Raw genomic sequence first — 26,174 nt, 5'->3', positions numbered from 1 at the left:
CTGTCAGAGCACGAACGGTGGCCCGGGTCGGTGTCGACCCGGGCCACCGGTGTCCCCGGCCGCGGCCGGGTCGGGCTGAGCGGTGACGGGCCACGGACCCGCCGACGCGTTCAGGAGTTGGGGCGCTTGCCGTGGTTCGCGGCGCTCTTCTTGCGCGCCTTCTTCTTCCGAGCCTTCTTCGCCATGCTGACCTCCTCGTGATCGGTCGGAGCCGTCCTGCGCACGACCTCGGCGCCGGTGCGCCCACCGGCCGTCCGGCGTCGGGTCCGACCCGCTGATGGTAGTGCCGACGGCACCCGCCGCCGCCCGCAGGGCGGACGTGCCTTCCGGCCCGTGCCGCTGCGCGCCCACCACCGACGGACGCATGATTGGATACGTCGGCAGACACATCGCGAAGAGGGAGGGCCCGGACATGGCCGAGGAGATCCGCGCCGAGATGGTGGCGAACGTCTGGAAGGTCGTGGCCACGGCGGGCGACACGGTGGCCGAGGGCGACACCCTGGTGATCCTCGAGTCGATGAAGATGGAGATCCCGGTCGTCGCCGAGTCCGACGGTGTGCTCCAGCAGTTGGCGGTGCACGAGGGCGACGTCGTGCAGGACGGCGATCTGATCGCGGTGATCGCTTGACCGGACTCCGGGTCCGTCCGGCCGAGCCGGCTGACTTCCCGGCGGTGGCCCGGCTGACAGTGGCCGCCTACGAGGCGGACGGTCAACTCAAGGGCGAGCACGGGTACGGCGAGGTGTTGGCCGACGTGTCGAGCCGTGCCGCCAGTGGCGAGGTGCTCGTCGCCGTCGACGAGGTGACCGGCGCCGTGCTCGGCTCGGTGACGTTCGTGCTGCCCGGCACCCGGTACGCCGAATTGTCCGGGCCGGGCGAGGCCGAGTTCCGGATGCTCGCTGTCGACCCGGGCGCGCAAGGGCGGGGTGTCGGTGTGGCGCTGGTCGAGGCGTGTGTCGACCGGGCGACCAGGTTGGGGTGCACGGCGCTGGTGATCTGCGTCCGGGCCGGGATGGCCGAGTCGGCGCACCGGCTCTACGCCCGGCGTGGCTTCGTCCGGGTGCCGGAGAAGGACTGGTCGCCGGTGGCGGGGGTCAACCTGCTCGGCCTGCGACTGGACCTGACCCACGGTTGAGGGCCGCCCGACGCGCGCCGCCGAGCGTCACCCGACCCGGCGGCGGGCGTGCATCGGCCCGTCGGCGGGCGTGCATCGGCCCGGCGGCGAGCGGCGTCCGGTCAGGCGCCGGGCTCGGTCGCGATGGCGGCCAGCAGTTCGTCGGCCACGTCCAGGGCGAGCTTGCGGCGCTCGTCGTCGCTGACGTGTGGCGCGCGGACCGCGAACCAGCTGGTGTGCACCGCGAAGAGCGACAGCGCGGCACGCAGTTGGGCGGCGGGGGAATCGTCGCCCCGACAGAGCGCGTTGGCCAACTCCATCATCCGCCCACGCATCTTCTGACCGGCCGCGAGGCTCTTGAGCGCGGTCTGGTTCTGCTCGAAGAAGCGCATCACCGACGGCTGGTCGCCGCTGAACATCGTGTCGGCGTACCGGGAGATCAGCTCGCGGCGGGTGGCCAGGGTCGAGGGTTGTGACTCGGCCCAGGCGACGAGCGCGTCCATGCGTTCCAGCCGGTCCTCCACGAAGCTGGCGACGATGTCGTCCTTGCTCTTGAAGTGGTAGTAGAGGGCGGCCTTCGTGACATTGAGGCGCTCGGCGATCTCCCGGAGCGAGGTCTTCTCGTACCCCTGCTCGGTAAAGAGCTCGAGCGCGACGGTCTTGATCCGTTCCCGGGTCCCGCCTGTGCTCTCCCTCACCCGCGCCCCCCAATTGGCTTGACCGTCGTTCGCTATCCAACTTACCGTGCGGCTAGTAAGGTTACTAGCCGGGCGGCAAGTAAGTATGGCAATCCTTAGGGGGGAGCTTACCTATGACTCAGGCAACCCAGGCCGGCACGCGACCCAACAACATCCGGGTCGTGCTGTTCGGGCTGATGATCGCGATGATGCTCGCGATGCTCGACAACATGATCGTCAGCACCGCGCTACCGCGGATCGTCGGCGAGTTCGGCGGCCTCAACCACTTCACCTGGGTGGTCACCGCGTACGTCCTGGGCACCACGGTCTCCACCCCGATCTGGGGCAAGCTCGGTGACCTGTACGGCCGCAAGTCGGTCTTCCTGACCTCGGTCGTCATCTTCATCGTCGGCTCCGCCCTCTGCGGCATGTCCGGCTCGGGTATGTTCGGCGGCCCGGAGGACGGCATGGTCCAGCTCATCGCCTTCCGTGCCGTGCAGGGCCTCGGCGCCGGTGGCCTCATGGTCGGCGTGATGGCGATCATCGGTGACCTGGTGCCGCCCCGCGAGCGTGGGCGCTACCAGGGCATGATGGCGGGCATCATGGCCATCGCCATGGTCGCCGGCCCGCTGGTCGGTGGCTTCATCACCGACCACCTCTCCTGGCGGTGGGCGTTCTACGTCAACCTGCCGCTCGGCGGCGTCGCGCTGCTGGTGCTGATCACCACGATGCACCTGCCGAAGTACCGCACCGAGCACCGGATCGACTGGCTCGGCGCCGGGCTGCTCTCCGCCGGCATCACCGCGATCGTGCTCATCACCACCTGGGGTGGCAACGAGTACGACTGGACGTCGCCGCAGATCCTCGGCCTGATGGTGGTGGCCGCGCTCGCGCTGTTGGCGTTCGGCCTGGTGGAGCGGCGCGTGCCGGAGCCGATCCTGCCGTTGGCGCTGTTCGCGAACCGCAACTTCGCGCTGATCTCGGTGATCGGTTTCATGCTCGGCTTCGCGATGTTCGGCGCGATGAACTTCCTGCCGCTCTACCAGCAGACCGTGCAGGGGGCGTCGGCGACCAACAGCGGTCTGCTGCTGCTGCCCCTGATGTTCGGCATGCTCGTCGTCTCGCTGGCCATCGGCCGGGCGATCACCCGCAACGGCAAGTACCGGGCATACCCGATCGTCGGTGGCGTGGTCATGACGGCCGGCATGGTGCTGCTGTCCATGCTGGACACCAACACCAGCAAGCTGACGTCGTCGCTCTACATGATCGTGCTCGGCGTCGGCATGGGCTTCCTCATGCAGACCTCGATGCTGATCGCCCAGAACAGCGTGGAGCAGAAGGACCTTGGCGCGGCCAGCGGCGCGGCGACCTTCTTCCGGTCGATCGGCGGCTCGTTCGGCATCTCGCTGTTCGGCGCGATCTTCGCCAACCGGTTGGCGGACTCGGCCGCCGGGTCGGCCTTCGGCGGCGGCGGTGAGGCCGGCGCGGGGATGGACCTGGCGAAGCTCAAGCAACTGCCCGCCCAGGCGCGCGAGCTGGTCCTCGGCGGTCTCGCCGACGCGATCTCGCACGTCTTCCTCTGGGCGGCGCTCTTCACCGTCGTGATCCCGGTGCTGGCCTGGTTCATCAAGGAGATCCCGCTCCGCACCGCGAACGACGCGCCGCCCCAGGCCACCCCGGAGGAAGAGGCCGAGACCGCCCTCGGCAAAGCCCCCGTCGCCTAACCCCCACCCCGCCCCGCCCCCACCCCCGCGCTCCGCACCCCACCCCCCACCCGCGCGATCTTGCACTTTCTGCGTCGACAAAAGCTCCCCTTCCCGGCGAATCGACGACAGCGAGTGCAAGATCGCGGGGAAGGGGGCGCGGGGGGGTGGGGGGTGGGGAGGGGGTGGGGTTAGGGGTTGCGGGGGCGGGTTAGGCGTTGCCAGAGGCGGCGCAGTGGGTTGCGGGGGCGGGGGAGTCGCGGGGAGTAGGTGTCGAGCAGTTCGCCGGCCAGGGCCGCGGTGCCCGGGTCCAGCTCCGGCGTGGCGAGCGTCAGGTGGGCCAGCGAGGCGATGATCGGGACCGGTCGGGTCCGTGCCACGGCGGCCGCGTCGGCGAGACGTTCGCCCACCACCCGCGCCACGTCCGGCCGGACCTCGGGGTCGACCCAGGCGGCGGTGACCAGGGCGAACAGCGCTGCCTCGGTGACCCAGTCCTCGACGCCCCAGATCAGGTCGAGCAGCACCCGCCGCCGTGTCGACCCCTCCCACGGCTCGTCGGTGCGGTGGTGCAGCAGCCCCAGGCAGGCCCACACCTGCACGCCACGGACCCAGACCGACGGGTCGTGGGCGGCCAGCAGTCGACCCACCGCGTTGGCCGGCGCGGCCGGTGGGTGCACCAGCAGGCCGAGCAGGTCGGCCACGTCCAGGCCGGCCAGGCCCACCGCCGCGTCGTACGCCGCCGGCGGGTGCGCCCAGGCCGGGTGCGCGATCTGCCCGACCCGTTCGACAGCGGTGGGCGAGGGAGCCGGCAGCGCGGGCGTGGGAATCTGCCCGGCGTAGTGCCACAGCCGCCGGGCCGACGCCCGGCGTGGCTCGCGCGGGTCCGGCTCCGGCACCGCGTCGACAACCATCCGCAGCCCGGGAGCGTTGGCGAGCGCCGTCACGACAGCGCTCGGCGGGGCGGGGGCGGCCAGGCTCACCGTGCCGCCCAGGCCGTTGTCGTCGTCGGCCACCGCCTGCCGCAGCGCGTCGACGAGCGCGCCGCCGGCCGGGGTCAGTTGACCGAGCCAGGGTCGACTCCGGCAGCACTGGGCGAGGTCGCCGTGCTCGTGGCTGTCGTCCGGATGGTCGCGGACGAAGTCGGCGAGGGCGACCAGGTGGGCGAGGTTGCCGTCGCGTAGGTGGCGTACCCGGTGGGCGGTGTGCACCGCGCAGTCGAAGGAGGGGTCGCGCGCCAGGGCCCGCTCGGCCCACTCCAGCGCCTCGTCGAGCCGGCCGATCTCGGCGAGCGTGCCCGCGATGTCCGCGTAGATCGCCAGGTCGTCGGGGTCCAGCTCGACGGCCCGACCGAGGGCCGCCAGGCCGTCGCGGGTCCGGCCCGAGCTGCGGTACGCGTACCCGAGCCACACCTCGCCCATCTTCGAGGGCTGTGCGCGTACCCCTCGGGAGGCCCAGCGGACGGCCAGCTCGACCTCGCCGAGACGCCGGGCCAACGCGGACGCCGCGCCCAGCAGGAGGCCGTGCTCGGGGTGCACGGTGGCCGCGTTGCGGGCGAGCGTGAGGTACGGGATCAGCGCGGCCCGACCGACCCGCGGCACCGGGTCGGGCAGCGCGGCGCAGACCTGCATGAGGACGCGGGCGATGTGTTCCGGGGGGAGTCGTTCGGCGAGTTCGGGCGCGGTGACCCAGGGCACGCCGGCCCACTGGGCGCCGGGTGCGTAGACGGTCGCCACGGCCAGTAGGTCGAGTCCTTCGGCGGGGCGGCCGGCGGTGGCGAGGAGGTGCGCCCGCGCGACGACGGCGCCGACGAAGGTGTGGTGGTTGATCGGGAAGAGGTCGAGGCCGCCGCCGTCCGTCGCGGCCAGCCGGGCCAGCGTCTCGTGGACCTCCGGGAGGGTGGGCGCCCGCGCCAACGCGCCGGCGAGGTGCCCGGCGGCGTGGTGCAGGTCGCCCTCGTCGAGGGCCAGCCGGGCCAGCGCCAGCTCCTCGGTCGCCGAGAGCGCGGAGTCGTCCGTTCCGTCGGGCACGTCGTCCTCTCGTCACGGGTTGGACCGGGTGCGGCCGCGTCCAGCGTAGTTGATATTGAGATCACCAGGTGAGCTACTGCGCACTTCTGCTCGTTCAATTGCTGTACGGGATGGAAAAATGCAAGACTGAGCAAGATTCGCGCGGCAACCGCGCAGAGAGGGGAGTGGCAGTGACACGCGCAGGGGCTGGCATGGCCGCCGACATCGACGAGCAGCCGGCCGGCTACGCGCGCCTGCTCGCCACGGCCAGCGCCACCGAGATCGCCCGGGTGGCGGCGGTCATCGCCGAGCGCCGCCCACGGCACGTGGTCTTCACCGCCCGGGGCACCTCCGACCACGCGGCGCTCTACGGGGCGTACCTGACCGAGATCCGGCTCGGCCTGCCCGCCGGGCTCGCCTCGCCCAGCGTGGTCACCCTCTTCGGGGCCCGCCCCGACCTGTCCGACGCGCTCGTCGTCGGCGTCAGCCAGAGCGGCGGCTCACCCGACCTGACCGAGGTGCTGCGCGCCGCCCGCGCGTCCGGGGCGCTGACCCTCGCGGTGACCAACGCGCCCGACTCGCCGCTCGTCGAGGCGGCCGAGCTGAGCGTCGACATCGCCGCCGGGCACGAGCGGGCGGTGGCCGCGACAAAGACCTACACGGCCGAGCTGCTCGCCCTGTTGATGCTGGTGGAGGGGGTCCGGGCCGGCGACGGCGTGCTCCCGGCCGCCGAGCGGAAGGCTCTCGACGCGCTCCCCGACCTGGCCGCCCGCACCCTGACCGACGGCACCCCTGCGCAGCTCGCGCCGCGCTACCGGTTCGCCCGCCAACTGGTCACCACCGGTCGGGGGTACGCGTACCCGACCGCCCGCGAGGCAGCGCTGAAACTGATGGAGACCTCCTACCTGCCGGCCCTCGCCTTCTCGGGCGCCGACCTGCTGCACGGCCCGCTGGCGATGACCGACCCGGAGGTCCCGGTGCTCGCGGTCGTCGGCTCCGGTCCCGGCGGGCGTTCGATGGGCGAGGTGTTGCCCCGCCTCGGTGAACGTCGCGCCGATGTCGTCGTGGTCGGCTCCGCCGACGTGCCGGGCGCGACCCGGCTGGCCGTGCCCGAGGTCGACGAGCGGTACGCCCCACTGCTGGACATCCTGCCGTTGCAGCGGTTGGCCCTGGCCCTGGCGCTGACCCGGGGTGAGGACCCGGACGCGCCGCGCGGCCTGAAGAAGGTCACCGCGACGATGTGAGGCGCGGCGTGGCACCCTGGTCACCGTGTCCACGCTGCGCGACCTCGCCGAGGAGCACACCCACCTCCGTCCGGCCGACATCGACCACCTGCACCGGATCGCCGGCGACTGGCAGTTGCTCTCCGACCTGTCCTTCGCTGACCTGCTGCTCTGGGTGCCCGTCGACGCCGACGGCACGTTCCTCTGCGTCGCCCAGGTCCGCCCGACCACCGCGCCCACCGCCTACCAGGACGACCAGGTGGGCCGGATCGTCGGCGGGTCGGAGGTGGCCCACCTCGGGGTGGCGTACTCCCAGGGCCGGATCTGGCGGGAGGGCGACCCGGTCTGGTACGGCGACGTGCCGGCCCGGCACGAGGCGATCCCGGTCCGGCTGCGCACCGCCGAGGGGGAGGCCGGTGAGGTGATCGCCGTGGTGGGACGGGACACCAACCTCTCCACCGCCCGTACCCCCAGCCAGCTGGAGTTGAACTACCTGACCACCGCCGACGACCTGGCGCAGATGATCGCGGACGGCACCTTCCCGCCGCCGCGTCATCCGGGCGAGACCACGTCCGCGCCCCGGGTCGGCGACGGCCTGGTGCGGCTCGACGCCGGCGGCAAGGTCACCTACGCCAGCCCGAACGCCCAGTCCGCGTACCGCCGCCTGGGCTACGTCTCGCACCTGGTGGGCGAGGACCTGGCCGGGCTGCACCGCCGGCTGGCCGGTGACCCGTTGGAGGGCACCGAGGCGGCGAACGGCATCCTGGCCGCGTTGCGCGGCGAGGGGCCGCCGCGACGGGAGATCGACGCCCGGGGGGCCACCATGCTCACCCGGGCGCTGCCGCTGATGCCGGCCGGCGTGCCGATCGGCGCGTTGGTGCTGGTGCGGGACATCACCGAGGTCCGTCGCCGGGACCGGGCGCTGATCACCAAGGACGCCACCATCCGGGAGATCCACCACCGGGTGAAGAACAACCTCCAGACGGTCGCCGCGCTGCTGCGGTTGCAGGCCCGCCGGGTGGCGATGCCGGAGGCGCGGGTCGCGTTGGAGGAGTCGGTCCGCCGGGTCGCCTCGATCGCCCTGGTGCACGAGACGCTTTCGATGTCCAGCGACGAGGCTGTCGAGTTCGACGGCATCGTCGACCGGGTGGCCAGCGCGGCGACCGAGGTCGCGGTGACCGAGGTGAGCGTCGGCATGCGCCGCCGGGGCAGCTTCGGTGTGCTGCCGGCGGAGATCGCCACCTCGCTGGTGATGGTCCTGAACGAGTTGCTGCTCAACGCTGTGGAGCACGGCTTCCCGCCGGCCGAGGAGGCCGACGAGGCCCCGGTGCCCGCCGCCTCCGGCATGGTGCCGGCCGCCGTCGCCGAGGTCGACCCGTCGGAGCGGCCCGAGGTGGTGGTCTCGGCCCACCGGTTCCGCAAGATGCTGCACGTCTCGGTCACCGACAACGGGCGCGGCCTACCTCCGGACTTCGACGCCGAACGTGGCAGCCGGCTCGGCCTGCAGATCGTCCGCGCGCTGGTCACCGGGGAGTTGCGCGGCACCATCGAGTTGCGCGCCGGCGCCAACGGCGGCACCGAGGCCGTGCTCGCCGTACCGCTGGCCCGCAACGCCCCCGACGGGCGCGCGCAACCCTGAGGCCCGCCCCCGCCCCCGGCCCGGCTCGCTCCGGCCAGTCGGGACGGCGGGTCAGCGGTCGGAGCGGCGATTCAGCAGGGCCACGGTCAGGCCGGGGCGCTGCCAGACCTGGGTGACGGTGAAGCCCTCGCGCAGCGCGTCGCCCTTCTTTCCCGGCACGGCTGGCAGCGGTTCGCCGTGCCGACCGGAGAGGACGAGCCACACCCGTTCCGCGCCGGTCAGGCACCGCGCCGGGTCGGGGCACTCCGCCGCCCACAGGTCACCCCGACGGTCCTCGTCCTCGGTGACCAGCACGTCCCGCGGTCGGTCCGCCAGGTGGTAGTCGATGCCGAGGTCGAGGAAGAGCCAACTGCGTCGGGGCGAGTAGACGATGCCGTCCCCGGGCCGTTGACCCTCGGCGATCACCCGCGCCGCCCCCGCGTAGTCCACCGGGGCGGTGCGGGGCCACTCGTGGGTCCGGCGCAGCGCGGCCTGGTCGGGCAGGCCGAGCAGCCCGGCCAGGACCACCACGACGAGCGCGGCCCGCGCGGGCACCGCGGCCAGCGCCGCGCCGGCCAGCAGACACGCGAAGGGCACCACGAAGACCAGGTAGCGGGGCACCCACAGCGGCACGACCGCGCCGACCGCGAAGAGCAGCAGCACGGGCAACAGGACCGCGCTCACCGGCAGCAGCGCACGCCGCCCGAGCCGGGCGGCGCCCAGGCCGGCGACCCCGACCAGCAGGCCGCCCACCACGCTGCTCTGCGTCACGCCGCCGGGCAGCGCGCTCAGGTCGTCCAGCCGGGCCAGGTGGACCCAGTTCAACTGCCGGGACCGCTGTGTCCGGGCCTCGATCAGCAGCGGACCCACCAGTACCGCGACCGGCACCACCGCGACCACCCACCGCCACATCCGGCCGTCCCGGGCGGCCCCGGGAGCAGCCGGTGCGGCGACGCCGGCCGCCGCCGGGCCGCGCCACCAGGTCACCACAACCACGAGCGCGTGTACGACGAGCAGGGTGAGCGCGATCAGGTGGATGAGCCCGAGCGCGGTGACGGCGACCGCGTACCCGGTCCAGCGGGCCCAGCTCGGCCGCCGCAGCGCGGCCACCAGGAGCACCGTGGCGAGGACAGCGAGCATCGTGGCCAGGGCGTACGGGCGGGCCTCCTGCCCGTACCGGGAGGTGCCGGGGAGCACCGCGAACAGCAGCCCGGCGAAGAGACCGCAGCGCCGGTCGACGAGCCACCCGCCGAGTACGGCGAGCAGCCCGGCGGCCACCGCCATCGCCAGCACGGCCGGCAGCCGCAGGGCGACTGTGGAGTCCCCGGCGACAGTGGTCCAGCCGTGCATGAGCAGGTAGTACGGCCCGGTGGCGGCATCGATGGTGCCGGCCAGCCTGGCCAGCTCGCCGGGCGACCGGGTGGCCGCGCTCCAGGTCGCCAGCTCGTCCCGCCAGAGCTGCGCCGAGTCCAGGCCGGTCAGCGTCACCGCCAGGGTGAGCAGCGCCGGAGGAAGCCAGACCGGCGGACGCCGAAGCACCCGGGTCGACTTCTCGGACATTCCCCCCACGGCCCGAGCCTGCCACGCCCTCAGCCCTCCCGGGCCCACCCCGCAAACCACCCACCCCCACCCCACCCGAACCCCACCCGAACCCCACCCGCGATCTTGCAGTTTCAGTCGTCGGTATGGGTGCACTGCCCTATATGTCGCGACAAGAAGTGCAAGATCGCGTGGGCCGGGGGCCCTGGGCCGGGGCGGGGGCGGGGGACCAGGATCGGGGATCAGGGCCGGGGGTAGGGGACGTGCGGAGGGCTGGCCCGTGATGTGGGATGCCGCACGCGGACATTGGCCGGTCCCTGTGGGGTGTGGCAGCATGGGCGCATGACCGCCGCAGTCGTCCGCCGCTTCGTGGCTCGACGCCACGTTGATTACGGCCGCGTGCGCAGCGCGATCTGTCCGGCCAACTGACGACGCCCGACCAATCCGTCTCGGGCGCGCTCCGCGCCGGCTGTCCCAGACACCGTTGTCCCGCCCGCTCGCCGCGGGCCGGCCGCCGCGCCCCGCACGCCAGAGGCACCGCAGACAACGGAGGACGCCGCGATGGCGGTCAGCAGCATCCCGGCCCGATCCGACGACCCCGCGGCCCGACCGGCCCGGGCAGCGCGTCGGCCACGGGGCGAGGGTCAGTGGGCGCTCGGCCACCGTGAGCCGCTCAACCCCAACGAGCGGATCAAGAAGGACGACGATCCGCTCAACGTACGGGCCCGCATCGAGAACATCTACGCGCACCGGGGCTTCGCCTCGATCGACCCGCAGGATCTGCGCGGCCGGTTCCGCTGGTGGGGCCTCTACACCCAGCGCAAGGCGGGCATCGACGGTGGGCGTACGGCCGTGTTGGAGCCGCACGAGCTGGAGGACGAGTTCTTCATGCTCCGGGTCCGCATCGACGGTGGCCAGCTCAGCCTGGCCCAGCTACGGGTGATCGCGGACATCTCCCGGGAGTTCGCCCGGGACACCGCCGACATCACCGACCGGCAGAACATCCAGTACCACTGGATCCGGGTCGAGGACATGCCGGAGATCTGGCGCCGGCTGGAGTCGGTCGGTCTGCAGACCACCGAGGCGTGCGGCGACTGCCCGCGCATCGTGCTGGGCAGCCCGGTCGCCGGGGTGGCCCGGGACGAGGTCCTGGACCCGACGCCGGCGATCGACGAGATCGTCTCCCGGTACGTCGGCGACAAGCAGTTCTCCAACCTGCCCCGTAAGTTCAAGACGTCCATCTCCTGGCTGGTGGACACCCCGTACGAGTCGAACGACGTCGCGTTCCTCGGTGTCGACCACCCCGAGCACGGTCCCGGCTTCGACGTCTGGGTCGGCGGTGGCCTCTCCACCAACCCGATGCTCGCCAAGCGTCTCGGTGTCTGGGTGCCGCTGGCCGAGGTGCCGGACGTGTGGGCCGGGGTGGTCGGGATCTTCCGCGACTACGGCTACCGCCGGCTGCGCAACCGGGCCCGGCTGAAGTTCCTGGTGGCCGACTGGGGCATCGAGCGCTTCCGCGAGGTCCTGGAGAAGGAGTACCTCGGCCGGACGCTGCTCGACGGCCCGGCGCCCACCCTGCCGGCGAAGCCGATCGACCACGTGGGCGTGCACGAGCAGGCCGACGGGCGGCACTACGTGGGCGCCGCCCCGGTGGTCGGCCGGGTCTCCGGGGTGCAGCTCAGCCAGCTCGCCGACGTGGTCGAGGCGCACGGCAGCGACCGGGTGCGGCTCACGCCGTACCAGAAGCTGCTGGTGCTCGACGTGCCGTCGGAGCGGACGGAGTCGCTGGTCGACGCGCTGCGTGAAATCGGTCTGGAGGCCCGGCCGTCGGCCTGGCGGCGCGGCACCATGGCGTGCACCGGCATCGAGTACTGCAAGCTCGCCATCGTCGAGACCAAGGCGCGCGGTGAGGAGCTGGTGGCCCGGCTGGAGCAGCGGCTGCGCGACTTCGACGCGGACATCTCGATCCACATCAACGGCTGCCCGAACGCGTGCGCGCGGACCCAGGTGGCCGACATCGGGCTCAAGGGCCAGCTGGTGGTCGGACCGGACGGCCAGCAGGTGGAGGGCTTCCAGGTGCACCTGGGCGGTGGGCTGGGCATGGCCCAGGGGCAGACCGCCGGTTTCGGCCGCAAGCTGCGCGGCCTGAAGACCACCGCCGAGGAGCTTCCGGAGTACGTGGAACGGCTGGCCCTGCGCTACCTGGCCGGCCGGAGCGAGGGCGAGTCGTTCGCCAACTGGGTGATCAGAGTCGACGAGGAGGAACTGCGGTGAGCAGCGAGAACCGAGCGGCACCTCTGTACTGCCCGTACTGCGGCGAGGAGGATCTCCGGCCGCACGAGGCGGGCCACGGCGCCTGGGAGTGCCACGCCTGTGCCCGGGTCTTCGCGGTGCGCTTCACCGGGCTGCTGAGTCGGGCGGTGACCCGATGAGCCTCGTCTCGGCCACGAGCCTGCGCCTGGTCGGCCCGGGTGGTCCGGCCCCCGCCGACGCCTCCCGGCGCGGCCCGGACGAGCTGCGCGCGCTGGCCGAGCAGGCCGCCGCCGACCTGGAGGGCGCTCCGGCGCTGGAGATCGCCCGCTGGGCGGCGGAGACGTTCGGTGACCGCTTCTGCGTCACCAGCTCGATGGCCGACGCCGTGCTGGCGCACCTGGTGTCCCGGGTCGCGCCGGGGGTCGACGTGGTCTTCCTCGACACCGGCCTGCACTTCCCGGAGACGCTGCGGGTGCGCGACGAGGTCGCCCGGACGCTGCCGGTGAACGTCCGGTCGATCCGGCCCCGGCTCACCGTCGGCCAGCAGGACGGCCAGTACGGCCCCCGGCTGTTCAACAAGTCCCCGGACGACTGCTGCCAACTGCGCAAGGTGGAGCCGCTGGAGCGGGCGCTCACCGGGTACGACGCCTGGGCTGCCGGCCTGCGCCGGGACGAGTCGCCGACCCGGGCCAACACCCCTGTGGTGACGTTCGACGCCCGGCGCGGCAAGGTCAAGGTCAACCCGATCGCGGCGTGGTCGCAGCGGGACGTGGACGCGTACATCGCCCGCTTCAACGTGCCGGTGAACGAGCTGTTCAAGCAGGGTTACGGCTCGATCGGCTGCTGGCCGTGCACCCGTCGGACGAAGGCCGGCGAGGACGCCCGGGCCGGCCGGTGGGCCATGTTCGAGAAGACCGAGTGCGGGCTGCACGTCTGACCTCCCCGGCCACGTCCCGCACCGGCCCCGCCACGGCCGGCGGGGCGGACCCGGTGGTGCTCGTCGCGCACGGCAGCAGCGATCCACGGGCGGCCGACGCCACCCGGGCGCTGGCCCGGGCCGTGTCGGTGGCGCGGCCGGGCACGCCGGTCCATGCCAGTTGGCTGGACCACACCGAGCCGGGGCCGACCGAGGTGCTGCGCGACCTGGCCATGGCCGGGCACCGGCGGGCGGTGCTGGTGCCGCTGTTGCTGACCGCCGCGTACCACCGTCGGGTGGACATCCCCGCGGCGGTCGCCGCCGCCGCGCAGGGCGGGCCGGCGCTCGACGTACGGGTGACCGACGTGCTCGGCCCGGCGGCGGGGGACGCCGACGCGGGGCTGCTGGCCGGGCTGCGCCGTCGGCTCGACGAGGCGCGGCCGGGCCGCTTCGACGCGCTGGTGCTGGCGGCCGCGGGCACCCGGGACGCGCGGGCGCGCCGCTCGGTGGGCCGGGTGGCCGACGCGCTCGGCGTGCAGCTCGGGGTGCCCTGCCGCGTGTCGTACGCCTCGGCGGCGCCTCCGGCGGCCGGTGTGGCGGTGACCCGGCTGCGGGCGGCCGGCGCGCGCCGGGTCGCGGTGTCCGCGTACTTCCTGGCGCCGGGTCTCTTCCACGACGCGGTGGCCGAGGCGGCCCGGTCGGCGGGCGCGGTGGCGGTGGCCGGGCCGCTGACCGACGCGCCCGAGTTGGTGGACCTGGTGCTGCGTCGGGTGGACGACGCAGCGGGGTGACCCGTGCCGGCGCCGGACAGCGGAACGCCCCGGCGGGCGGACCCACCGGGGCGTTCGGCTGTGTCGTTGGGGATCAGGCGGAGTGAGCGCGCAGCACCCGGAGGCCGCCGCGTCGCTTGACGGCGCGCCGCTCCTCCTCGCTCATTCCGCCCCAGACGCCCGCGTCCTGACCGGACTCGAGTGCCCACTGCAGGCACTGGTCGGTCACGGAGCAGCGCCTGCAGACGGCCTTGGCCTGCTCGACCTGCAGGAGAGCCGGCCCGGACGTCCCGATCGGGAAGAACAGCTCCGGGTCCTCGTCGCGGCAGACAGCATGGTGACGCCAGTCCATGGCGGCAACACTCCTCATTCTGGATGGGTGGCAATTTTGCGTGTCGTGCTTTTCCTATATGCATCCGCAATGCCGATGGTGACGGTTAGCGTCTGTCCATTCGGCAGCGCGTGAGCAGGCGTTCAGCGCCGGGGACCTGCTGGAACAGCTCAACCTGTCGAGCATATCCAGGCGTTGTCCCGGTAACTCAAGTTCGCTTGTGAATACTTTCACGAACTCTCGTGATGTCAAGGGTGACGCTCGGAAAAACTCCGGGCGGTGAGCAAGCCCACAACCCGTTTGTCCGGATTCCAGTGCTTTCCTGGTTACCCGGCGTGCCACAGTCGAGGATCAATATAGTACAGTCCGCGTGACATTGCTGACATTTCCGGCACCTGCCCCTCGGTGTGGCGGTGGCCGTGCCGACCCGTTGTGGCCACCGTGTCGACCTTGGGCAGTACCCGAGACCTAGCAGATTACTCTCAGTGCGGCGGGAACGGAGGTGAATCTGACTTTCTCCCGCTCGCCGAGATAGTCGCCGTCGAGCTGGAACGCCTGCGGACGGTTGGAGACCAGCGTGAACTCCGCTGTGTCATGGAGTCGTAACACCTGACGCCCGCGCGGATTTGGTTGCCGACCCAGGAACTGCGTCACTGTCCGTGTTGTGCTAGCCACCCGGAGCTGACGTAACGCCAGCACGTCCAGCCCGAGATCGAACGACGCGCTCGGGTTCGGGTTGACCTCCCGGTCACCCAGGTACGTCCAGGGCGCCGTGTTCTGGATGATGACGGTGGCCAGCTCGGCTTCCGCCGGCTCGCCCGGCCGCTCCAGAACGATCGCCGGGTGCCGCCGGTCCGAGGCGAAGAAGTACTGGCTCATGATCGAGCGCAGGTAGAGCGACGGCGTCGACACCCGACCCTTGCGCCGGGCCTGCTCCACCCGGTGGATGACCGCGGCGTCCAGGCCGAACCCGGCGCAGAAGGTGAAGTAGCGGTCGTCCGCGCGGCCGAGCCCCACCGTCCGGCTCCGACCCAGCCGCAGCCCCTCCAGGATCATGCTGGTGGCCTCCGGCCACTCCCGGGGCAGTCCCACGGCGCGGGCGAAGACGTTCGTGGAGCCGCCCGGGACGGTCGCCAGCGCGGGCAGCCGGTCCGCCATCGGGGCGTCGTCGGAGCGGGTCGGCAGCTCGGCCGTCATCAGACCGTTCACCACCTCGTTCACCGTGCCGTCGCCACCGAGGGTGACGACAACGTCGACCCCCTCCACGGCGGCCTCCCGGGCCAGGGCGGTGGCGTGCCCGCGTCGGCGGGTGTAGCGCACGCTGAGGTCGACTTCGCTGCGCAGCGCCCGGACGAGCACGTCCCGGCTGCGTTCGCTGGTGGTGGTGGCCTTCGGATTGACCACCAGGACGGCCCGCATGGGCGGCACTGTACCTCTCGCCGGCCCGGGTATCGTGGCGCGCGTGACCATCGACTCGGCTCCGATTCCCGTCACGCTCCGCTGGGCCGTCCGGCTGCTGTGGGCGGAGGCGGCAGCCGTCGGGCTGGTCGCCGTGTGGCTGGTCTGGGCCGACCTCACCGCCACCCGCACCGATCTGCTCGCCGCGCTGCTGGTGACGGTGTTCGCCATCGGGGCGGCGGTGGCGCTCTGGGCGCTGGGCCGGGCGCTGCTGCGCCGTCAGGCGGGCGCGCGGGCCCCCGCGATAGTGCTCCAGCTCATGCTGCTGCCGATCGGGTGGTTCATGATCCAGGCTGGGCTGGGCTGGCTGGGCGTGCCGTTGATGGTGCTCGGCCTGGGCGTGGCCTGGCTGCTGGTCAGTCCGCCGACGACCCGCGCCCTCGGCTTCGAGTGAGGGTGTCGGCGCGCCGCCGACCCGAGGGACACACCCGCCGGCGGGCGCCGGTCAGTGGCCGCCGGCGGGCGCCGGTCAGTGGCCGCCGGCGGGCGCCGGTCAGTAGCCGCCGGAGCGGCGGGTGAGCAGTGCGATCGTGGCCCGACCGTCGGCGGCGGAGGCGGACGCCGAACTCGTCAGCGCGGTGAGCACCTTCCACGCGAAGGACGACTCGGCGGGCAGCATCGCGCCGCGCACCGTCGGCACCGTCACCTCGATGGTCAACGCGTCGTCGGTGACGGCGAATCGGCACTCCAGCTCGGCGTCCCGGGTGGCGATGGCCAGCAGCATCGCGCACGCCTCGTCGACGGCGATGCGCAGATCCTCGATCTCGTCCAGCGCGAACTGCAACCGGGCCGCGAGACCGGCGGTGGCGGTGCGGAGCACGCCGAGGTAACCGCCGTCGGCAGGCACCGTGAGGTGCACCACGTCGTCGTCGGTCACTGGTTGGCCAGTCAGTTGAGTCACGCCTCATCCCCCCGGTCGGGGACTCTACCCGGTCAGTGGTCCGTACGCCTGCCGGCGGTGCTGGCCTGATCGGCCAGCTCCCGCAGCGCGTCGCCGCTGAGCCGGTAGGGGACCCAGTCGGTCATCTGCTCCGCGCCGATCGAGGCGTAGAAGCCGGCGGCGGGGTTCCAGTGGATCATCCACCACTCCAGCCGTCGGTAGCCGCGTCGTACGCAGATGTCGGCCAACGTCGCGAGCAGCAGTCGACCCGCCCCGCTGCCCCGCGCGGCCGGCCGGACGTACAGGTCCTCCAGGTAGATGCCGTGCACACCGGCCCAGGTGGAGAAGTTGAGGAACCACAGCGCGAAGCCGAGGGGTGCGTCGTGCTCGTCCACGGCGACGTGGCCGAAGAGCGCCGGGGCGGTCCCGAAGAGGGCCGAGGTGAGCTGGTCGGTGGTGAGGTGACACTGCTCCGGGGCCCGCTCGTACTCCGCCAGATCGTGCACCATGGCGACGACGGCCGGCACGTCCTCGGGACGTGCCGGCCGGATCGTCGGGGTGACCACGGCGGTCACGCCTGCTTGGTCTCCCAGAAGATCTTGGCGATCTCGTCGATCTTCCCGAGCAGCTTGTCGGCGGTGGCCGGGTCGAGGCTGCCCTTGACGCCACCGGCGCCGGCGAGCTTGGTGGCCTCGTTGAAGAGGGTGTGCAGGTTCGGGTACTTCTCGAAGTGCGGCGGCTTGAAGTAGTCGGTCCAGAGCACCCAGAGGTGGTGCTTGACCAGCTCGGCGCGCTGCTCCTTGATGATGATCGCCCGGGTGCGGAACTCCGGGTCGGTGTTCGCCTGGTACTTCTCGCAGATCATTTTGACCGACTCGGCCTCGATCCGGGCCTGAGCCGGGTCGTAGACGCCGCACGGCAGGTCGCAGTGAGCGCTCGCGGTGACGCGGGGCGCAAGGATGCGCGGAAGTCGCATCGGATTCCTCCATGGGAAGTTTGCGATGATCAAAGGCGACATTACTCCTGAGAGTGCTCCCCGAACGGGGTGGAGGTGAAACCAGTGCCGGCCGATCACCCGGCGGAGGCCCTCCGGCTACGTGGGCCGCTGACCGCCGTCCTGGTGACCGGTCCGTCCATGGCGCCGACGCTGCGGCACGGCGACGCGGTGCTGGTCCGCCCCGGCGGTCGCCCGATCCGGGCCGGCGACGTGGTGGTCGCGGTCTTCCGCAGCCGTCCCGATCTGCTGGTGGTCAAGCGTGCGGTCCGGCCACAGGACGGCGGCTGGTGGCTGCGGGGGGACAACGAGCTGGTCACCGACGACTCCCGGGTGTACGGGGTGGCCGACGTGCGCGCGCGGGTGGTGGCGCGCTACTGGCCCCGCCCCGGACGGGTGCCTCGCCGGCAGTTATGACCCTGCTCACATCCGGGGAGTAGCGCCGACACTATGCTCGGAGGTGCCGGGTGACCCCCCGCGCCGCGTGCCACCGCTCGCCGCCCACCTCGCGGCCGGGCCCGCCGCCTCACATCTGCTCGACAGATCCTGGAGTCACCATCATGTCTTCGTCCACCGTGGACCCCGCTGATCCCGTTTTCGTGCTGCACCAAGGCGGCAAGATGGCCGTCACCTCCACCGTCCCGCTCACCAGTCGGGAGGACCTCTCCCTGGCGTACACCCCGGGGGTGGCCCGGGTGTGCGAGGCGATCGCCGCCGACCCCGCCCTGGTGGACGACTACACCTGGGTGTCGCACACGGTCGCGGTGGTCACCGACGGCTCCGCGGTGCTCGGGCTCGGCAACATCGGCCCGCGCGGCGCGCTGCCGGTGATGGAGGGCAAGGCGGTGCTGTTCAAGCAGTTCGGCGGGGTGGACGCCGTGCCGGTGTGCCTGGACACCCAGGACGTGGACGAGATCGTCGCAGTGGTCCGCGCGCTGGCCCCCTCGTTCGGTGGCATCAACCTGGAGGACATCAGCGCGCCGCGCTGCTTCGAGATCGAGCGCCGGCTCGACGAGGCGCTGGACATCCCGGTCTTCCACGACGACCAGCACGGCACGGCGATCGTGGTGCTCGCCGCGCTGCGCAACGCGGCGACGCTGCTCAACCGCAAGCTCGGCGACCTGCGGGTCGCGGTGAGCGGCGCGGGCGCGGCGGGGGTGGCGGTGACGAAGATGCTCGTCGCCGGGGGTGTCGACAGCGACCGGGTGGTGGTCTGCGACTCCAGGGGGATCATCGGTCGGCACCGCACCGAGCTGACCGGCACCAAGGCCGAGCTGGCGGCGAGCACCAACGCCGACGGCCGGCACGGCGACATCACCGAGGCGCTGCGCGACGCGGACGTGCTGATCGGCGTCTCGGGTGGGCAGATCCCGGAGGCGGCGGTGGCCGGCATGGCACCCGACGGCATCGTGTTCGCGCTGGCCAACCCGACCCCGGAGGTGCACCCCGAGGTGGCCGCCCGGCACGTGGCGGTGGTCGCCACCGGGCGCAGCGACTACCCCAACCAGATCAACAACGTGCTCGCCTTCCCCGGCGTGTTCCGTGGCGCGCTCGACGCCGGCGCCACCCGGATCACCGATGCGATGAAGGTCGCCGCCGCGGACGCCATCGCCGGTGTGGTGGCCGAGTCGCTGACCGCCGACGCGATCGTCCCGTCGCCGCTCGACCCGCGCGTCGCGCCCGCCGTCGCCGAGGCGGTCGCCGAAGCCGCCCGGCGCGACGGCGTGGCCCGCCGGTAGTCACGCCACTTCTTAACGGGCGCTCAGCTTGTTACCGTGCCGATCATGCGTGCTGCCTTCGCCTCCCACTTCGACGACGCCGACCCGCTCGCCGCGCTCACCGTCGGCGAGCGGCCGGAGCCGACCCCGCCGGCCGACGACTGGGTGACCGTCCGGGTGCGGGCCACCTCGCTCAACCACCACGACCTCTGGTCACTGCGCGGGGTGGGTCTCACCGAGGCGCAACTGCCGATGATCCTGGGATGCGACGCGGTCGGCGAGGACCCGGACGGACGCCCCGTGGTGGTGTACCCGGTGGTCGTCACCCCGGGCGACCCGCGCGGCGTCTCCATCCTCTCCGAGCACTTCCCCGGGACGCTCGCCGAGCGGGTCGCCGTACCCCGGTCGAACCTGATCCCACTGCCCGACGGCATGGCGGCGACCGACGCGGCGTGCCTGCCCACGGCCTGGCTGACCGCCTGGCGGATGCTGACCACCAAGGGCCGCGTCGCGGACGCCGACAGCGTGCTGGTGCAGGGCGCGGGCGGCGGCGTGGCGACCGCGGCCGTCGCGCTCGCCGTCGCGATGGGCAAGCGGGTGTACGCGACCAGCCGCGACGCCGCCAAGCGGGACCGGATCTCGGCCCTCGGCGCCACCGCGGTGGAGCCCGGCGCCCGGCTGCCGGAACGGGTCGACGTGGTGATCGAGACGGTCGGCGCGGCGACCTTCGACCACTCGCTGAAGTCGGCCGCGCCGATGGCCCGGATCGTGGTCTCCGGAGCGACAGCCGGTCACCAGCCGGCTGTCAACCTGCGCCGGGTGTTCGCGATGCAGTTGGAGATCCTGGGCACGTCGATGGGGACCCCCGGGGAGCTGTACGAGCTGCTGGAGTTCTGCTCCGACAACGAGGTACGCCCGGTGGTGGACAGCGTGGTCGGCTTCAGCCGGGTCGAGGACGCCTTCGCCCGCCTGCACTCCGGCGACGCCTTCGGCAAGATCGTCATCGACCACGACGCCTGACGCCCGCGCCCCGCCCCGCCCCGCCCCGCCCCGCCCCGCCCCGCCCCGCCCCGCCCCGCGCCGCCCCGCGCGATCTTGCACTTTCTGTTGTCGATTAACGAAGCATGCCCCGCTATGTCACCGCCGAAAGTGCAAGATCGCGCAGACGAGGGGCGGCGGCGGCGTCAGAGGTGGTCGTCGAAGGTGGCGATGTCGCCGCGCGTCGCGTCGGTGGGGATGCGCCTCTTCGCCGCCGCGTCGCCGTAGAGCGACCAGCGCAGGAACTCGACCGAGGTGTCCGAGACGACCCGTAGCGTCGCGCCGTCGCTGAGCAGCGCCCGACCGTGGTCGCCCTTGGGCAGGCTCAACATCGCCTTCGGCCACGGCACCTTGTCGTACGCGGCCTTGCCCGCCGCGTAGTCGATCACCTCGTCCAGCTCGCCGTGCACGAACAGTTGCGGTGCGGCGGCGCCGGCGAACGCGGTGCCCACCCCGAGCGCGGTGCCCGCGAACACCACACCGGCGTCGAGCCGTTCGTCCCGGCTGGCGGTGAAGAGCCCGATGGTGGTCACCGCGCCGGCCGAGTGCCCTGCCGCGGCCACCCGCTCGCCGTCCAACCGGCCGCGCAGCGCGTCGCCGGCCTTCGCGTCCAACGCCAACACCTGGTCCAGCGTGTACGACACGTCGGCCGGCTGGTTGAGCACGTCGAGCACGTTGTTGTCGCCGCCCCGGGAGGTGTGCGGGAACGCCGGGGCGGCCACCACGAAGCCCGCCGCCGCCCAGCGGGTGAGCAGCGTCGCGTAGTCGTCCGGCCGCCCACCCAGCCCGTGGCTGAACATCACCACCGGGAACCGGCCCTCCGCCGCGGTCGCCGACCGCCGGGCCGCGCCGCCGGACTGCCCGACCGCCGGGTACCACAGCGTCGTGGGCAGCGCCCGGCCGTCCCGGTTCAGCTTGAGCTGGCGTACGCCGACCGCGAAGGCACGCTCCGGCGCCTTGCCGGCGGCTACCCGCGGGGTCGGCGTGGCGGCGGGTGCTGGCTCGGCCGGTGGCTGCCAGCTCCCGCTCCTGCGGGCGTCGGCGGAGCAGCCGACCAGGCCGGCCAGCAGCACGGCGGTGGCGAGCAGGGCGGGGGTGACGCGTGGCGACATGAATCCGATTGTGCCCTCCCGGACGCGTCGGCCAGGTGGGCATCGACGCGCTGTGCCCTCCCGCTCACCGGCCGATCGTGTGCACGACCGGTCGGGACCGGGTCACCGGGCCGGGCGGGCCTCGAAGCCGGTCAGCGGGGAGCGGGCGTCGGCGGGGAGACGGTCGCCGGCCGCCCGGTCGCCGTAGAGGGTCCAGCGGAGGAAGTCGGTGGTGGTGGCGAGGACCGGGAAGAACCCCGGGTGACCGGGCGTCAGGTACGCGCCGTGGTCCTGACCGAGCAGGCTGAGGAACACGGCCGGCCCCCGGGTGCGGGCGTACGCGGCCCGGCCGACGGTCACCGGCACCACCGGGTCGGACGTGCCGTGTACGAAGAGCACCGGGGCGGGCGGTCCGGCGAAGCTGCCCGGCAGTCCGCCGCCGGCGATGACGATCCCGGACCGCAGTCGGGTCGGGTGGCCCTCGCTGAACATGCCGGAGGTGGTGAAGCCGCCCGCCGAGTGCCCGGCGGCGGCGACCGAGGTCAGGTCGAGGTGCCCGGCGAGCGGGTCGTCGCCGGCCCGGTCGAGGTCGCCCAGGTGGCGGATCAGCCGCCAGCCGTCGGCCGGCTGGTTGCGGACGTCGGCTCTGGTGAAGTGCGCGGCGCCCTGCCGGGTGTGCGGGTAGGCGGGCGCGGCCACCACGAAGCCGGCCGCCGCCCAGCGGGTGGTCAGCCCGGCGTGCAGGTCGGGCCGGCTACCCAACCCGTGGCTGTAGATCACCACGGGGAATCGTCCGGCCGCCACCCCGTCGGTCGACGCCGGATACCAGATCGTCACCGGTAGCGGACGCGCCGAGCGCGGATCGAGGGTGAGCGTACGCACGCCGACGACGTACGACCCCTCGGGCGCTCGACGCGTCGACACCGCCCCGGCCGCCCCGGCCGTGGCCGGCGCGCAGCCGGCCAGCAGCGCTGTCACCAGTACGGCACACAGCCGTCCCGCCCCCATCGTTCCACGGTAGGTGCCGGGGTGGGCGTACCGGTCCCGCCGTCCGGCTCGGCTGGACCCGCCACCCGGTCGGGTCGCCTCCACCGGGCGGGTCCTACCGCTGGAACGCCGTGGGCCGGGGCCGGTGGCCGGTGACCAGCTTCGCTAGGGTCACCGGCATGCCTGAGAACTACACGGACCCCAGCGGCAACACCGAGGCGTTCCGCGCCTTCACCCAGACGCCGGAGGCCGCGGCGCCGGCCGAGGCCCCCTCCCGTCTGCCGGTCATCATCGTCGGGGCGGTCGTCGTGGTGGTGCTGGTGGCCCTCATCGCCTGGCTGGCGACCGGCTGATCAGGCCGGCCGGCTGGCGACCGGCTGGCCGCCCGCGCCGGTCGACCGGCCGCGCGCGGCGGGTCTGCCGCCCGGCCGGCGGAGGCGTCAGGCCGCGCCGACCACGTCGCGGGTCTGCCGGGCGATCTCCCGCTCCTCGTCGGTGCCGATGACGCAGACGGCCACCTCGGCGCCCTCGGGCGAGATCACCCGGTCGCCGACGCCGTCGTTGCGGGTGTCGTCCACGGTGATGCCGAGCCGGTCCAGGCCGGCCAGCGCGGCGGCCCGCACCGGCGCCGCGTGTTCGCCGACCCCGGCGGTGAAGGTGATCGCGTCGACCCGGCCGAGCAGCGCGTAGTACGCCCCGACGTACTCGGTGATGCGCCGGCAGTACACGTCGAAGGCCAGCGCCGCCGCCGGGTCGCCGGCCGCCCGCCGTTGGAGCACCTCGCGCATGTCGTTGACGCCGGTCAGCCCGAGCAGTCCGCTGCGGTGGTTGAGCAGGTCGTCGATGTCGTCCACCGACAGCCCGCCCTCCCGGCGCAGGTGGAAGATCACGGCCGGGTCCAGGTCGCCGCTGCGGGTGCCCATCACCAGCCCCTCCAGGGGCGACATGCCCATCGAGGTGGCGACGCTGCGTCCGTTCGCCACCGCGCAGGCGCTGGCGCCGTTGCCCAGGTGCAGGGTGATGGTGTGCAGGTCCCCGTACGGGCGGCCCAGCAGTTCGGCGGTGCGGCGGGAGACGTACGCGTGCGAGGTGCCGTGGAAGCCGTACCTCCGGACGTCGTACCGCTCGGCGGTGTCCCGGTCGATCGCGTAGGTGGCGGCGGCCTCGGGCAGGGTGTGGTGGAACGCGGTGTCGAAGACGGCGACCTGCGGGATGTCCGGCAGCGCCGCGCGGGCGACCTCGATGCCGGCGAGGTTGGCCGGGTTGTGCAGCGGGGCGAGCGGCACCAGGTCGCGGATCGCGGCGAGCACCTGGTCGTCGACGAGCACGGGGGCGCTGAAGGTACGGCCACCGTGCACCACGCGGTGCCCGACCGCCGTCAGCCCGGTCAGGTCCAGCCCGTCCAGGATCTGCCGGACCGCGTCGGTGTGGTTCGCCGGGCCGCCGCCGGGTTCGCCGACCCGCTCGACGGTGCCGTGGTCGAGCGCCCGGTCCCCGTCGTAGGTGCGCCACTTCACCGACGACGACCCGCAGTTGAGCACCAGCACCCGGCTCATGACGCCTCCTCGGTGGCCGCCTGGATGGCGGTGATCGCCACCGTGTTGACGATGTCCGGCACCACCGCGCCCCGGGACAGGTCGTTCACCGGTCGGCGGAGGCCCTGCATGACCGGGCCGACGGCGACCGCCCCGGCGGAGCGCTGCACCGCCTTGTACGTGTTGTTGCCGGTGTTCAGGTCCGGGAAGATGAAGACTGTCGCGTGGCCGGCGACCGGGCTGCCCGGCAACTTGGTGGCCGCCACCGCCGGGTCGATCGCCGCGTCGTACTGGATGGGTCCCTCGACCAGCAGGTCGGGCCGGCGCTCCCGGACCAGCGCGGTGGCCGCGGCGACCTTCTCCACGTCCGCGCCGGCGCCGGAGCTGCCGGTGGAGTACGACAGCATCGCCACCCGGGGTTCGATGCCGAACCGGGCGGCGGTGTCGGCCGACGAGATCGCGATGTCGGCGAGCTGGGCGGCGTCCGGGTCGCGGTTGACCGCGCAGTCGCCGTAGACCAGCACCCGGTCGGCGAGCAGCATGAAGAAGACGCTGGAGGCGACCGAGACGTCCGGGAGCGTACGGATGATCTCGAAGGCCGGCCGGATGGTGGCGGCGGTGGTGTGCGTCGCGCCGGACACCATGCCGTCGGCGCGTCCGGTGGCCACCATCAGTGTGCCGAAGTAGTTGGGCTGGGCCACGATGTCGTGCGCCAACTCGGCGGTGACGCCCCGGTGGGCGCGCAGCCGGGCGTACTCGGCGGCGAAGTCGTCCCGCCACCCACTGGTGACCGGGTCCACCAGATGCGCGTCGCCGAGGTCGATGCCCAGCTCACGGGTCCGCCGGGCGATGTCGTCCGGCCGCCCGAGCAGCGTCAGCTCGGCCACCCCGCGGCGCAGCAGGATCTCCGCCGCCCGCAGGATCCGCTCGTCGGTGCCCTCCGGCAGGACCAGGTGCCGGGGCTTCGAGCGGGCCCTGTCGATCAGCTCGTTCTCGAACATCAGCGGGGTGACCCGGGTCGACCGGCTGACCCGCAGCCGCCGGGCCAGGTCGTCCGTGTCCACGCAACGTTCGAACGCGCCGAGCGCGGCTTCCACCTTGCGCGGATTGGCCGCGCTGGGACGGCCCTCGATGCGGCTGGACGCCGCCACCGTGTCGTAGCTGTCGCTGGGCACCGAGAGCACCGCCAGCCCGGTGTTCAGCCCCTCCACCAGCCGCATGACCCGGGGGTCGGGCTGCTCGCCGAGGGTGAGCACCAGACCGGCCACCGACACCTGCCCGGCCACGTGCGCGGCGCTGGCCGCGACGAGCAGGTCGGCCCGGTCCCCGGGGGTGATCACCAAGGCGCCGTCGGTGAGGTGGTCGAGGAGTGTCGGCACGTGTGCCGCGCCGACCACGAAGTCCAGCACGTCCCGGCCCAGCGCGGCGTCGTCCCCGGCCAGCAGGGTGGCGCCGAGCGCCGCCGCCACCTCGGCCACCGTCGGCGCCGACACGCTCGGCACCTCCGGGATGGTGTACGCGGGCACCGGCAGATCCGGCAACGTCATCGGCTCGGTCACCCGGTTGGCGATCACCGCGAGCACCGTGGCGCCCAGATCGGCAAGATCGTGGTACGCCCCCCGCGCCGCCGCCGCGACCGCCGCCGGGTCCTGCTCGAAGCCGTCCACCACCGGCACCACCACACTGCCGAACTCGGTGGCCAGCCGGGCGTTGAAAGCCAGCTCCCGGGGATGGGCCGGGTCACCGGGGTCGTCGAAGTCGCTGCCCACCACGACCACCGCCGGGCACTGCCGCTCCACCGCCCGGTACCGCTCGACGATGCCGGAGATCAACTGCTCTCGCCGACCGTCCGCGACCATGGCCGCCGCCTCGGCGTACGTGGCCCCGGCCAGGTCGGCCAACGGCACCTCGACCCGGTAACGCTCACTGAGCAGGGCGAGAATCGGGTCCGGCCCGCCGGACGCCACCAGCGGACGGAACACGCCGATCCGCCCCACCTGGCGGGACAGCAACTCCGCCAACCCGAGCGCGACCGCCGACTTCCCCCCGCCAGCCCCCACGCTGGTCAGATAAACGCTCCGAGCCACAACCCCACCCTAGAAGATCCCCAACCCCCACACCCGCCCCCCGCCGCCCTACCCCCGCCGCCCCGCCCCCTCCTCCGCCCCCCGCCGCCCCCCTCCGCCCCCCCGCCGCCCCCTCCTCCGCCCCGTTGATCATGAAGTTATGGCGCGACACGCTGACGACACGCCCGACCAACTTCATGATCAACGGGGCGGAGGGCAACGGGGCGAGGGCGGGGACTGGGGGGGAGGGTTGGGAGG

The 26,174-nt window shown here is 73.1% G+C and carries 26 protein-coding genes; 14 read left to right on the top strand and 12 right to left on the bottom strand.

Annotated elements, in window-relative coordinates; translation table 11 throughout:
- Window positions 1-412 precede the first annotated feature (412 nt).
- Both O7634_RS04575 and O7634_RS04570 read left to right on the top strand, forming a co-directional pair.
- Entirely contained in the window at window positions 413-628 is a 216-nt protein-coding gene (locus O7634_RS04575; RefSeq protein WP_036412357.1) for a biotin/lipoyl-binding carrier protein, read from the top strand.
- Window positions 625-1,134: a GNAT family N-acetyltransferase gene (locus O7634_RS04570; protein WP_278148914.1), complete on the top strand. Its 510-nt coding sequence runs from the start codon at window positions 625-627 to the stop codon at window positions 1,132-1,134. Before O7634_RS04575 ends, O7634_RS04570 begins: the two co-directional genes overlap by 4 nt.
- Window positions 1,135-1,235: 101 nt before the next feature.
- Here O7634_RS04570 and O7634_RS04565 read toward each other — a convergent pair whose 3' ends face one another.
- Window positions 1,236-1,811, bottom strand: coding sequence for a TetR/AcrR family transcriptional regulator (locus O7634_RS04565; RefSeq protein ID WP_278148913.1), 576 nt, complete (start codon window positions 1,809-1,811; stop codon window positions 1,236-1,238).
- 113 nt (window positions 1,812-1,924) lie between these two features.
- Here O7634_RS04565 and O7634_RS04560 point away from each other — a divergent pair, with 113 nt between their 5' ends.
- The gene (locus O7634_RS04560) at window positions 1,925-3,514 is read left to right on the top strand and encodes an MDR family MFS transporter (RefSeq protein ID WP_278148912.1); all 1,590 of its coding nucleotides are present in this window, start codon (window positions 1,925-1,927) and stop codon (window positions 3,512-3,514) included.
- Between the two features lie 170 nt (window positions 3,515-3,684).
- On the opposite strand, the gene O7634_RS04555 is transcribed toward O7634_RS04560, so the two are convergent.
- On the bottom strand, window positions 3,685-5,520 hold the full coding sequence (locus O7634_RS04555; protein WP_278148911.1) for a tetratricopeptide repeat protein: 1,836 nt from the start codon (window positions 5,518-5,520) through the stop codon (window positions 3,685-3,687).
- A 191-nt stretch (window positions 5,521-5,711) separates the two neighbouring features.
- Here O7634_RS04555 and O7634_RS04550 point away from each other — a divergent pair, with 191 nt between their 5' ends.
- Together O7634_RS04550 and O7634_RS04545 are read left to right on the top strand one after the other, a co-directional pair.
- A complete protein-coding gene (locus tag O7634_RS04550) occupies window positions 5,712-6,743 on the top strand; it encodes an SIS domain-containing protein (RefSeq protein ID WP_278148910.1) in 1,032 nt (343 codons plus the stop codon).
- A 25-nt stretch (window positions 6,744-6,768) separates the two neighbouring features.
- Window positions 6,769-8,361 (top strand): PAS domain-containing sensor histidine kinase, encoded by a 1,593-nt coding sequence (locus tag O7634_RS04545; protein ID WP_278148909.1) that lies wholly within the window; start codon window positions 6,769-6,771, stop codon window positions 8,359-8,361.
- A 51-nt stretch (window positions 8,362-8,412) separates the two neighbouring features.
- On the opposite strand, the gene O7634_RS04540 is transcribed toward O7634_RS04545, so the two are convergent.
- A complete protein-coding gene (locus O7634_RS04540) occupies window positions 8,413-9,900 on the bottom strand; it encodes a glycosyltransferase family 39 protein (protein ID WP_278153872.1) in 1,488 nt (495 codons plus the stop codon).
- A gap of 540 nt (window positions 9,901-10,440) precedes the next feature.
- Here O7634_RS04540 and O7634_RS04535 point away from each other — a divergent pair.
- Genes O7634_RS04535 through O7634_RS04520 form a run of 4 tightly spaced genes read left to right on the top strand, consistent with a single transcriptional unit; the run spans window position 10,441 to window position 13,839 of the window.
- A complete protein-coding gene (locus O7634_RS04535) occupies window positions 10,441-12,153 on the top strand; it encodes a nitrite/sulfite reductase (protein WP_278148908.1) in 1,713 nt (570 codons plus the stop codon).
- On the top strand, window positions 12,150-12,311 hold the full coding sequence (locus tag O7634_RS04530; RefSeq protein ID WP_278148907.1) for a hypothetical protein: 162 nt from the start codon (window positions 12,150-12,152) through the stop codon (window positions 12,309-12,311). The genes O7634_RS04535 and O7634_RS04530 overlap by 4 nt, the downstream gene beginning before the upstream one ends.
- Window positions 12,308-13,069 (top strand): phosphoadenylyl-sulfate reductase, encoded by a 762-nt coding sequence (locus O7634_RS04525; RefSeq protein WP_278148906.1) that lies wholly within the window; start codon window positions 12,308-12,310, stop codon window positions 13,067-13,069. Before O7634_RS04530 ends, O7634_RS04525 begins: the two co-directional genes overlap by 4 nt.
- Window positions 13,066-13,839, top strand: coding sequence for a CbiX/SirB N-terminal domain-containing protein (locus O7634_RS04520; protein ID WP_278153871.1), 774 nt, complete (start codon window positions 13,066-13,068; stop codon window positions 13,837-13,839). The genes O7634_RS04525 and O7634_RS04520 overlap by 4 nt, the downstream gene beginning before the upstream one ends.
- A 73-nt stretch (window positions 13,840-13,912) precedes the next feature.
- On the opposite strand, the gene O7634_RS04515 is transcribed toward O7634_RS04520, so the two are convergent.
- Window positions 13,913-14,170 (bottom strand): WhiB family transcriptional regulator, encoded by a 258-nt coding sequence (locus O7634_RS04515; RefSeq protein ID WP_007072794.1) that lies wholly within the window; start codon window positions 14,168-14,170, stop codon window positions 13,913-13,915.
- Between the two features lie 447 nt (window positions 14,171-14,617).
- Window positions 14,618-15,568, bottom strand: coding sequence for a diacylglycerol kinase family protein (locus O7634_RS04510; protein ID WP_278148905.1), 951 nt, complete (start codon window positions 15,566-15,568; stop codon window positions 14,618-14,620).
- Window positions 15,569-15,611: 43 nt separating this feature from the next.
- Between O7634_RS04510 and O7634_RS04505 the strand changes: the two genes are divergently transcribed.
- Window positions 15,612-16,001, top strand: coding sequence for a hypothetical protein (locus tag O7634_RS04505; RefSeq protein ID WP_278148904.1), 390 nt, complete (start codon window positions 15,612-15,614; stop codon window positions 15,999-16,001).
- A 99-nt stretch (window positions 16,002-16,100) separates the two neighbouring features.
- On the opposite strand, the gene O7634_RS04500 is transcribed toward O7634_RS04505, so the two are convergent.
- Genes O7634_RS04500 through sodN form a run of 3 tightly spaced genes read right to left on the bottom strand, consistent with a single transcriptional unit; the run spans window position 16,101 to window position 17,463 of the window.
- Window positions 16,101-16,508, bottom strand: a complete 408-nt coding sequence (locus O7634_RS04500) for an ATP-binding protein (RefSeq protein ID WP_278148903.1) — start codon at window positions 16,506-16,508, stop codon at window positions 16,101-16,103.
- Window positions 16,509-16,540: 32 nt separating this feature from the next.
- A complete protein-coding gene (locus O7634_RS04495) occupies window positions 16,541-17,062 on the bottom strand; it encodes a GNAT family N-acetyltransferase (protein ID WP_278148902.1) in 522 nt (173 codons plus the stop codon).
- Window positions 17,059-17,463: a superoxide dismutase, Ni gene (gene sodN / locus O7634_RS04490; protein ID WP_278148901.1), complete on the bottom strand. Its 405-nt coding sequence runs from the start codon at window positions 17,461-17,463 to the stop codon at window positions 17,059-17,061. The genes O7634_RS04495 and sodN overlap by 4 nt, the downstream gene beginning before the upstream one ends.
- Before the next feature lie 84 nt (window positions 17,464-17,547).
- Here sodN and O7634_RS04485 point away from each other — a divergent pair, with 84 nt between their 5' ends.
- The 3 genes from O7634_RS04485 to O7634_RS04475 all read left to right on the top strand — a co-directional run bounded on the left by O7634_RS04485 (window position 17,548) and on the right by O7634_RS04475 (window position 20,219).
- Entirely contained in the window at window positions 17,548-17,898 is a 351-nt protein-coding gene (locus O7634_RS04485) for a S24/S26 family peptidase (RefSeq protein ID WP_278148900.1), read from the top strand.
- A 143-nt stretch (window positions 17,899-18,041) separates the two neighbouring features.
- Entirely contained in the window at window positions 18,042-19,220 is a 1,179-nt protein-coding gene (locus O7634_RS04480) for an NADP-dependent malic enzyme (RefSeq protein WP_278148899.1), read from the top strand.
- A 36-nt stretch (window positions 19,221-19,256) separates the two neighbouring features.
- Window positions 19,257-20,219: a zinc-binding dehydrogenase gene (locus tag O7634_RS04475; protein WP_278148898.1), complete on the top strand. Its 963-nt coding sequence runs from the start codon at window positions 19,257-19,259 to the stop codon at window positions 20,217-20,219.
- Between the two features lie 164 nt (window positions 20,220-20,383).
- On the opposite strand, the gene O7634_RS04470 is transcribed toward O7634_RS04475, so the two are convergent.
- Both O7634_RS04470 and O7634_RS04465 read right to left on the bottom strand, forming a co-directional pair.
- A complete protein-coding gene (locus O7634_RS04470; protein ID WP_278148897.1) occupies window positions 20,384-21,349 on the bottom strand; it encodes a dienelactone hydrolase family protein in 966 nt (321 codons plus the stop codon).
- Between the two features lie 102 nt (window positions 21,350-21,451).
- Window positions 21,452-22,336, bottom strand: a complete 885-nt coding sequence (locus O7634_RS04465; protein ID WP_278148896.1) for an alpha/beta hydrolase — start codon at window positions 22,334-22,336, stop codon at window positions 21,452-21,454.
- 158 nt (window positions 22,337-22,494) lie between these two features.
- Between O7634_RS04465 and O7634_RS04460 the strand changes: the two genes are divergently transcribed.
- A complete protein-coding gene (locus O7634_RS04460; protein WP_278148895.1) occupies window positions 22,495-22,668 on the top strand; it encodes a hypothetical protein in 174 nt (57 codons plus the stop codon).
- A gap of 87 nt (window positions 22,669-22,755) precedes the next feature.
- Here the strand turns inward: O7634_RS04460 and O7634_RS04455 are convergent, their stop codons facing one another.
- A complete protein-coding gene (locus O7634_RS04455) occupies window positions 22,756-23,871 on the bottom strand; it encodes an acetate kinase (RefSeq protein WP_278148894.1) in 1,116 nt (371 codons plus the stop codon).
- On the bottom strand, window positions 23,868-25,937 hold the full coding sequence (gene pta / locus O7634_RS04450) for a phosphate acetyltransferase (RefSeq protein WP_278148893.1): 2,070 nt from the start codon (window positions 25,935-25,937) through the stop codon (window positions 23,868-23,870). The genes O7634_RS04455 and pta overlap by 4 nt, the downstream gene beginning before the upstream one ends.
- Window positions 25,938-26,174 lie beyond the last annotated feature (237 nt).

Source organism: Micromonospora sp. WMMD1120, assembly GCF_029626235.1.
Taxonomy (GTDB): Bacteria; Actinomycetota; Actinomycetes; order Mycobacteriales; family Micromonosporaceae; genus Micromonospora.
This window is presented reverse-complemented; position numbering and strand designations above follow the sequence as displayed.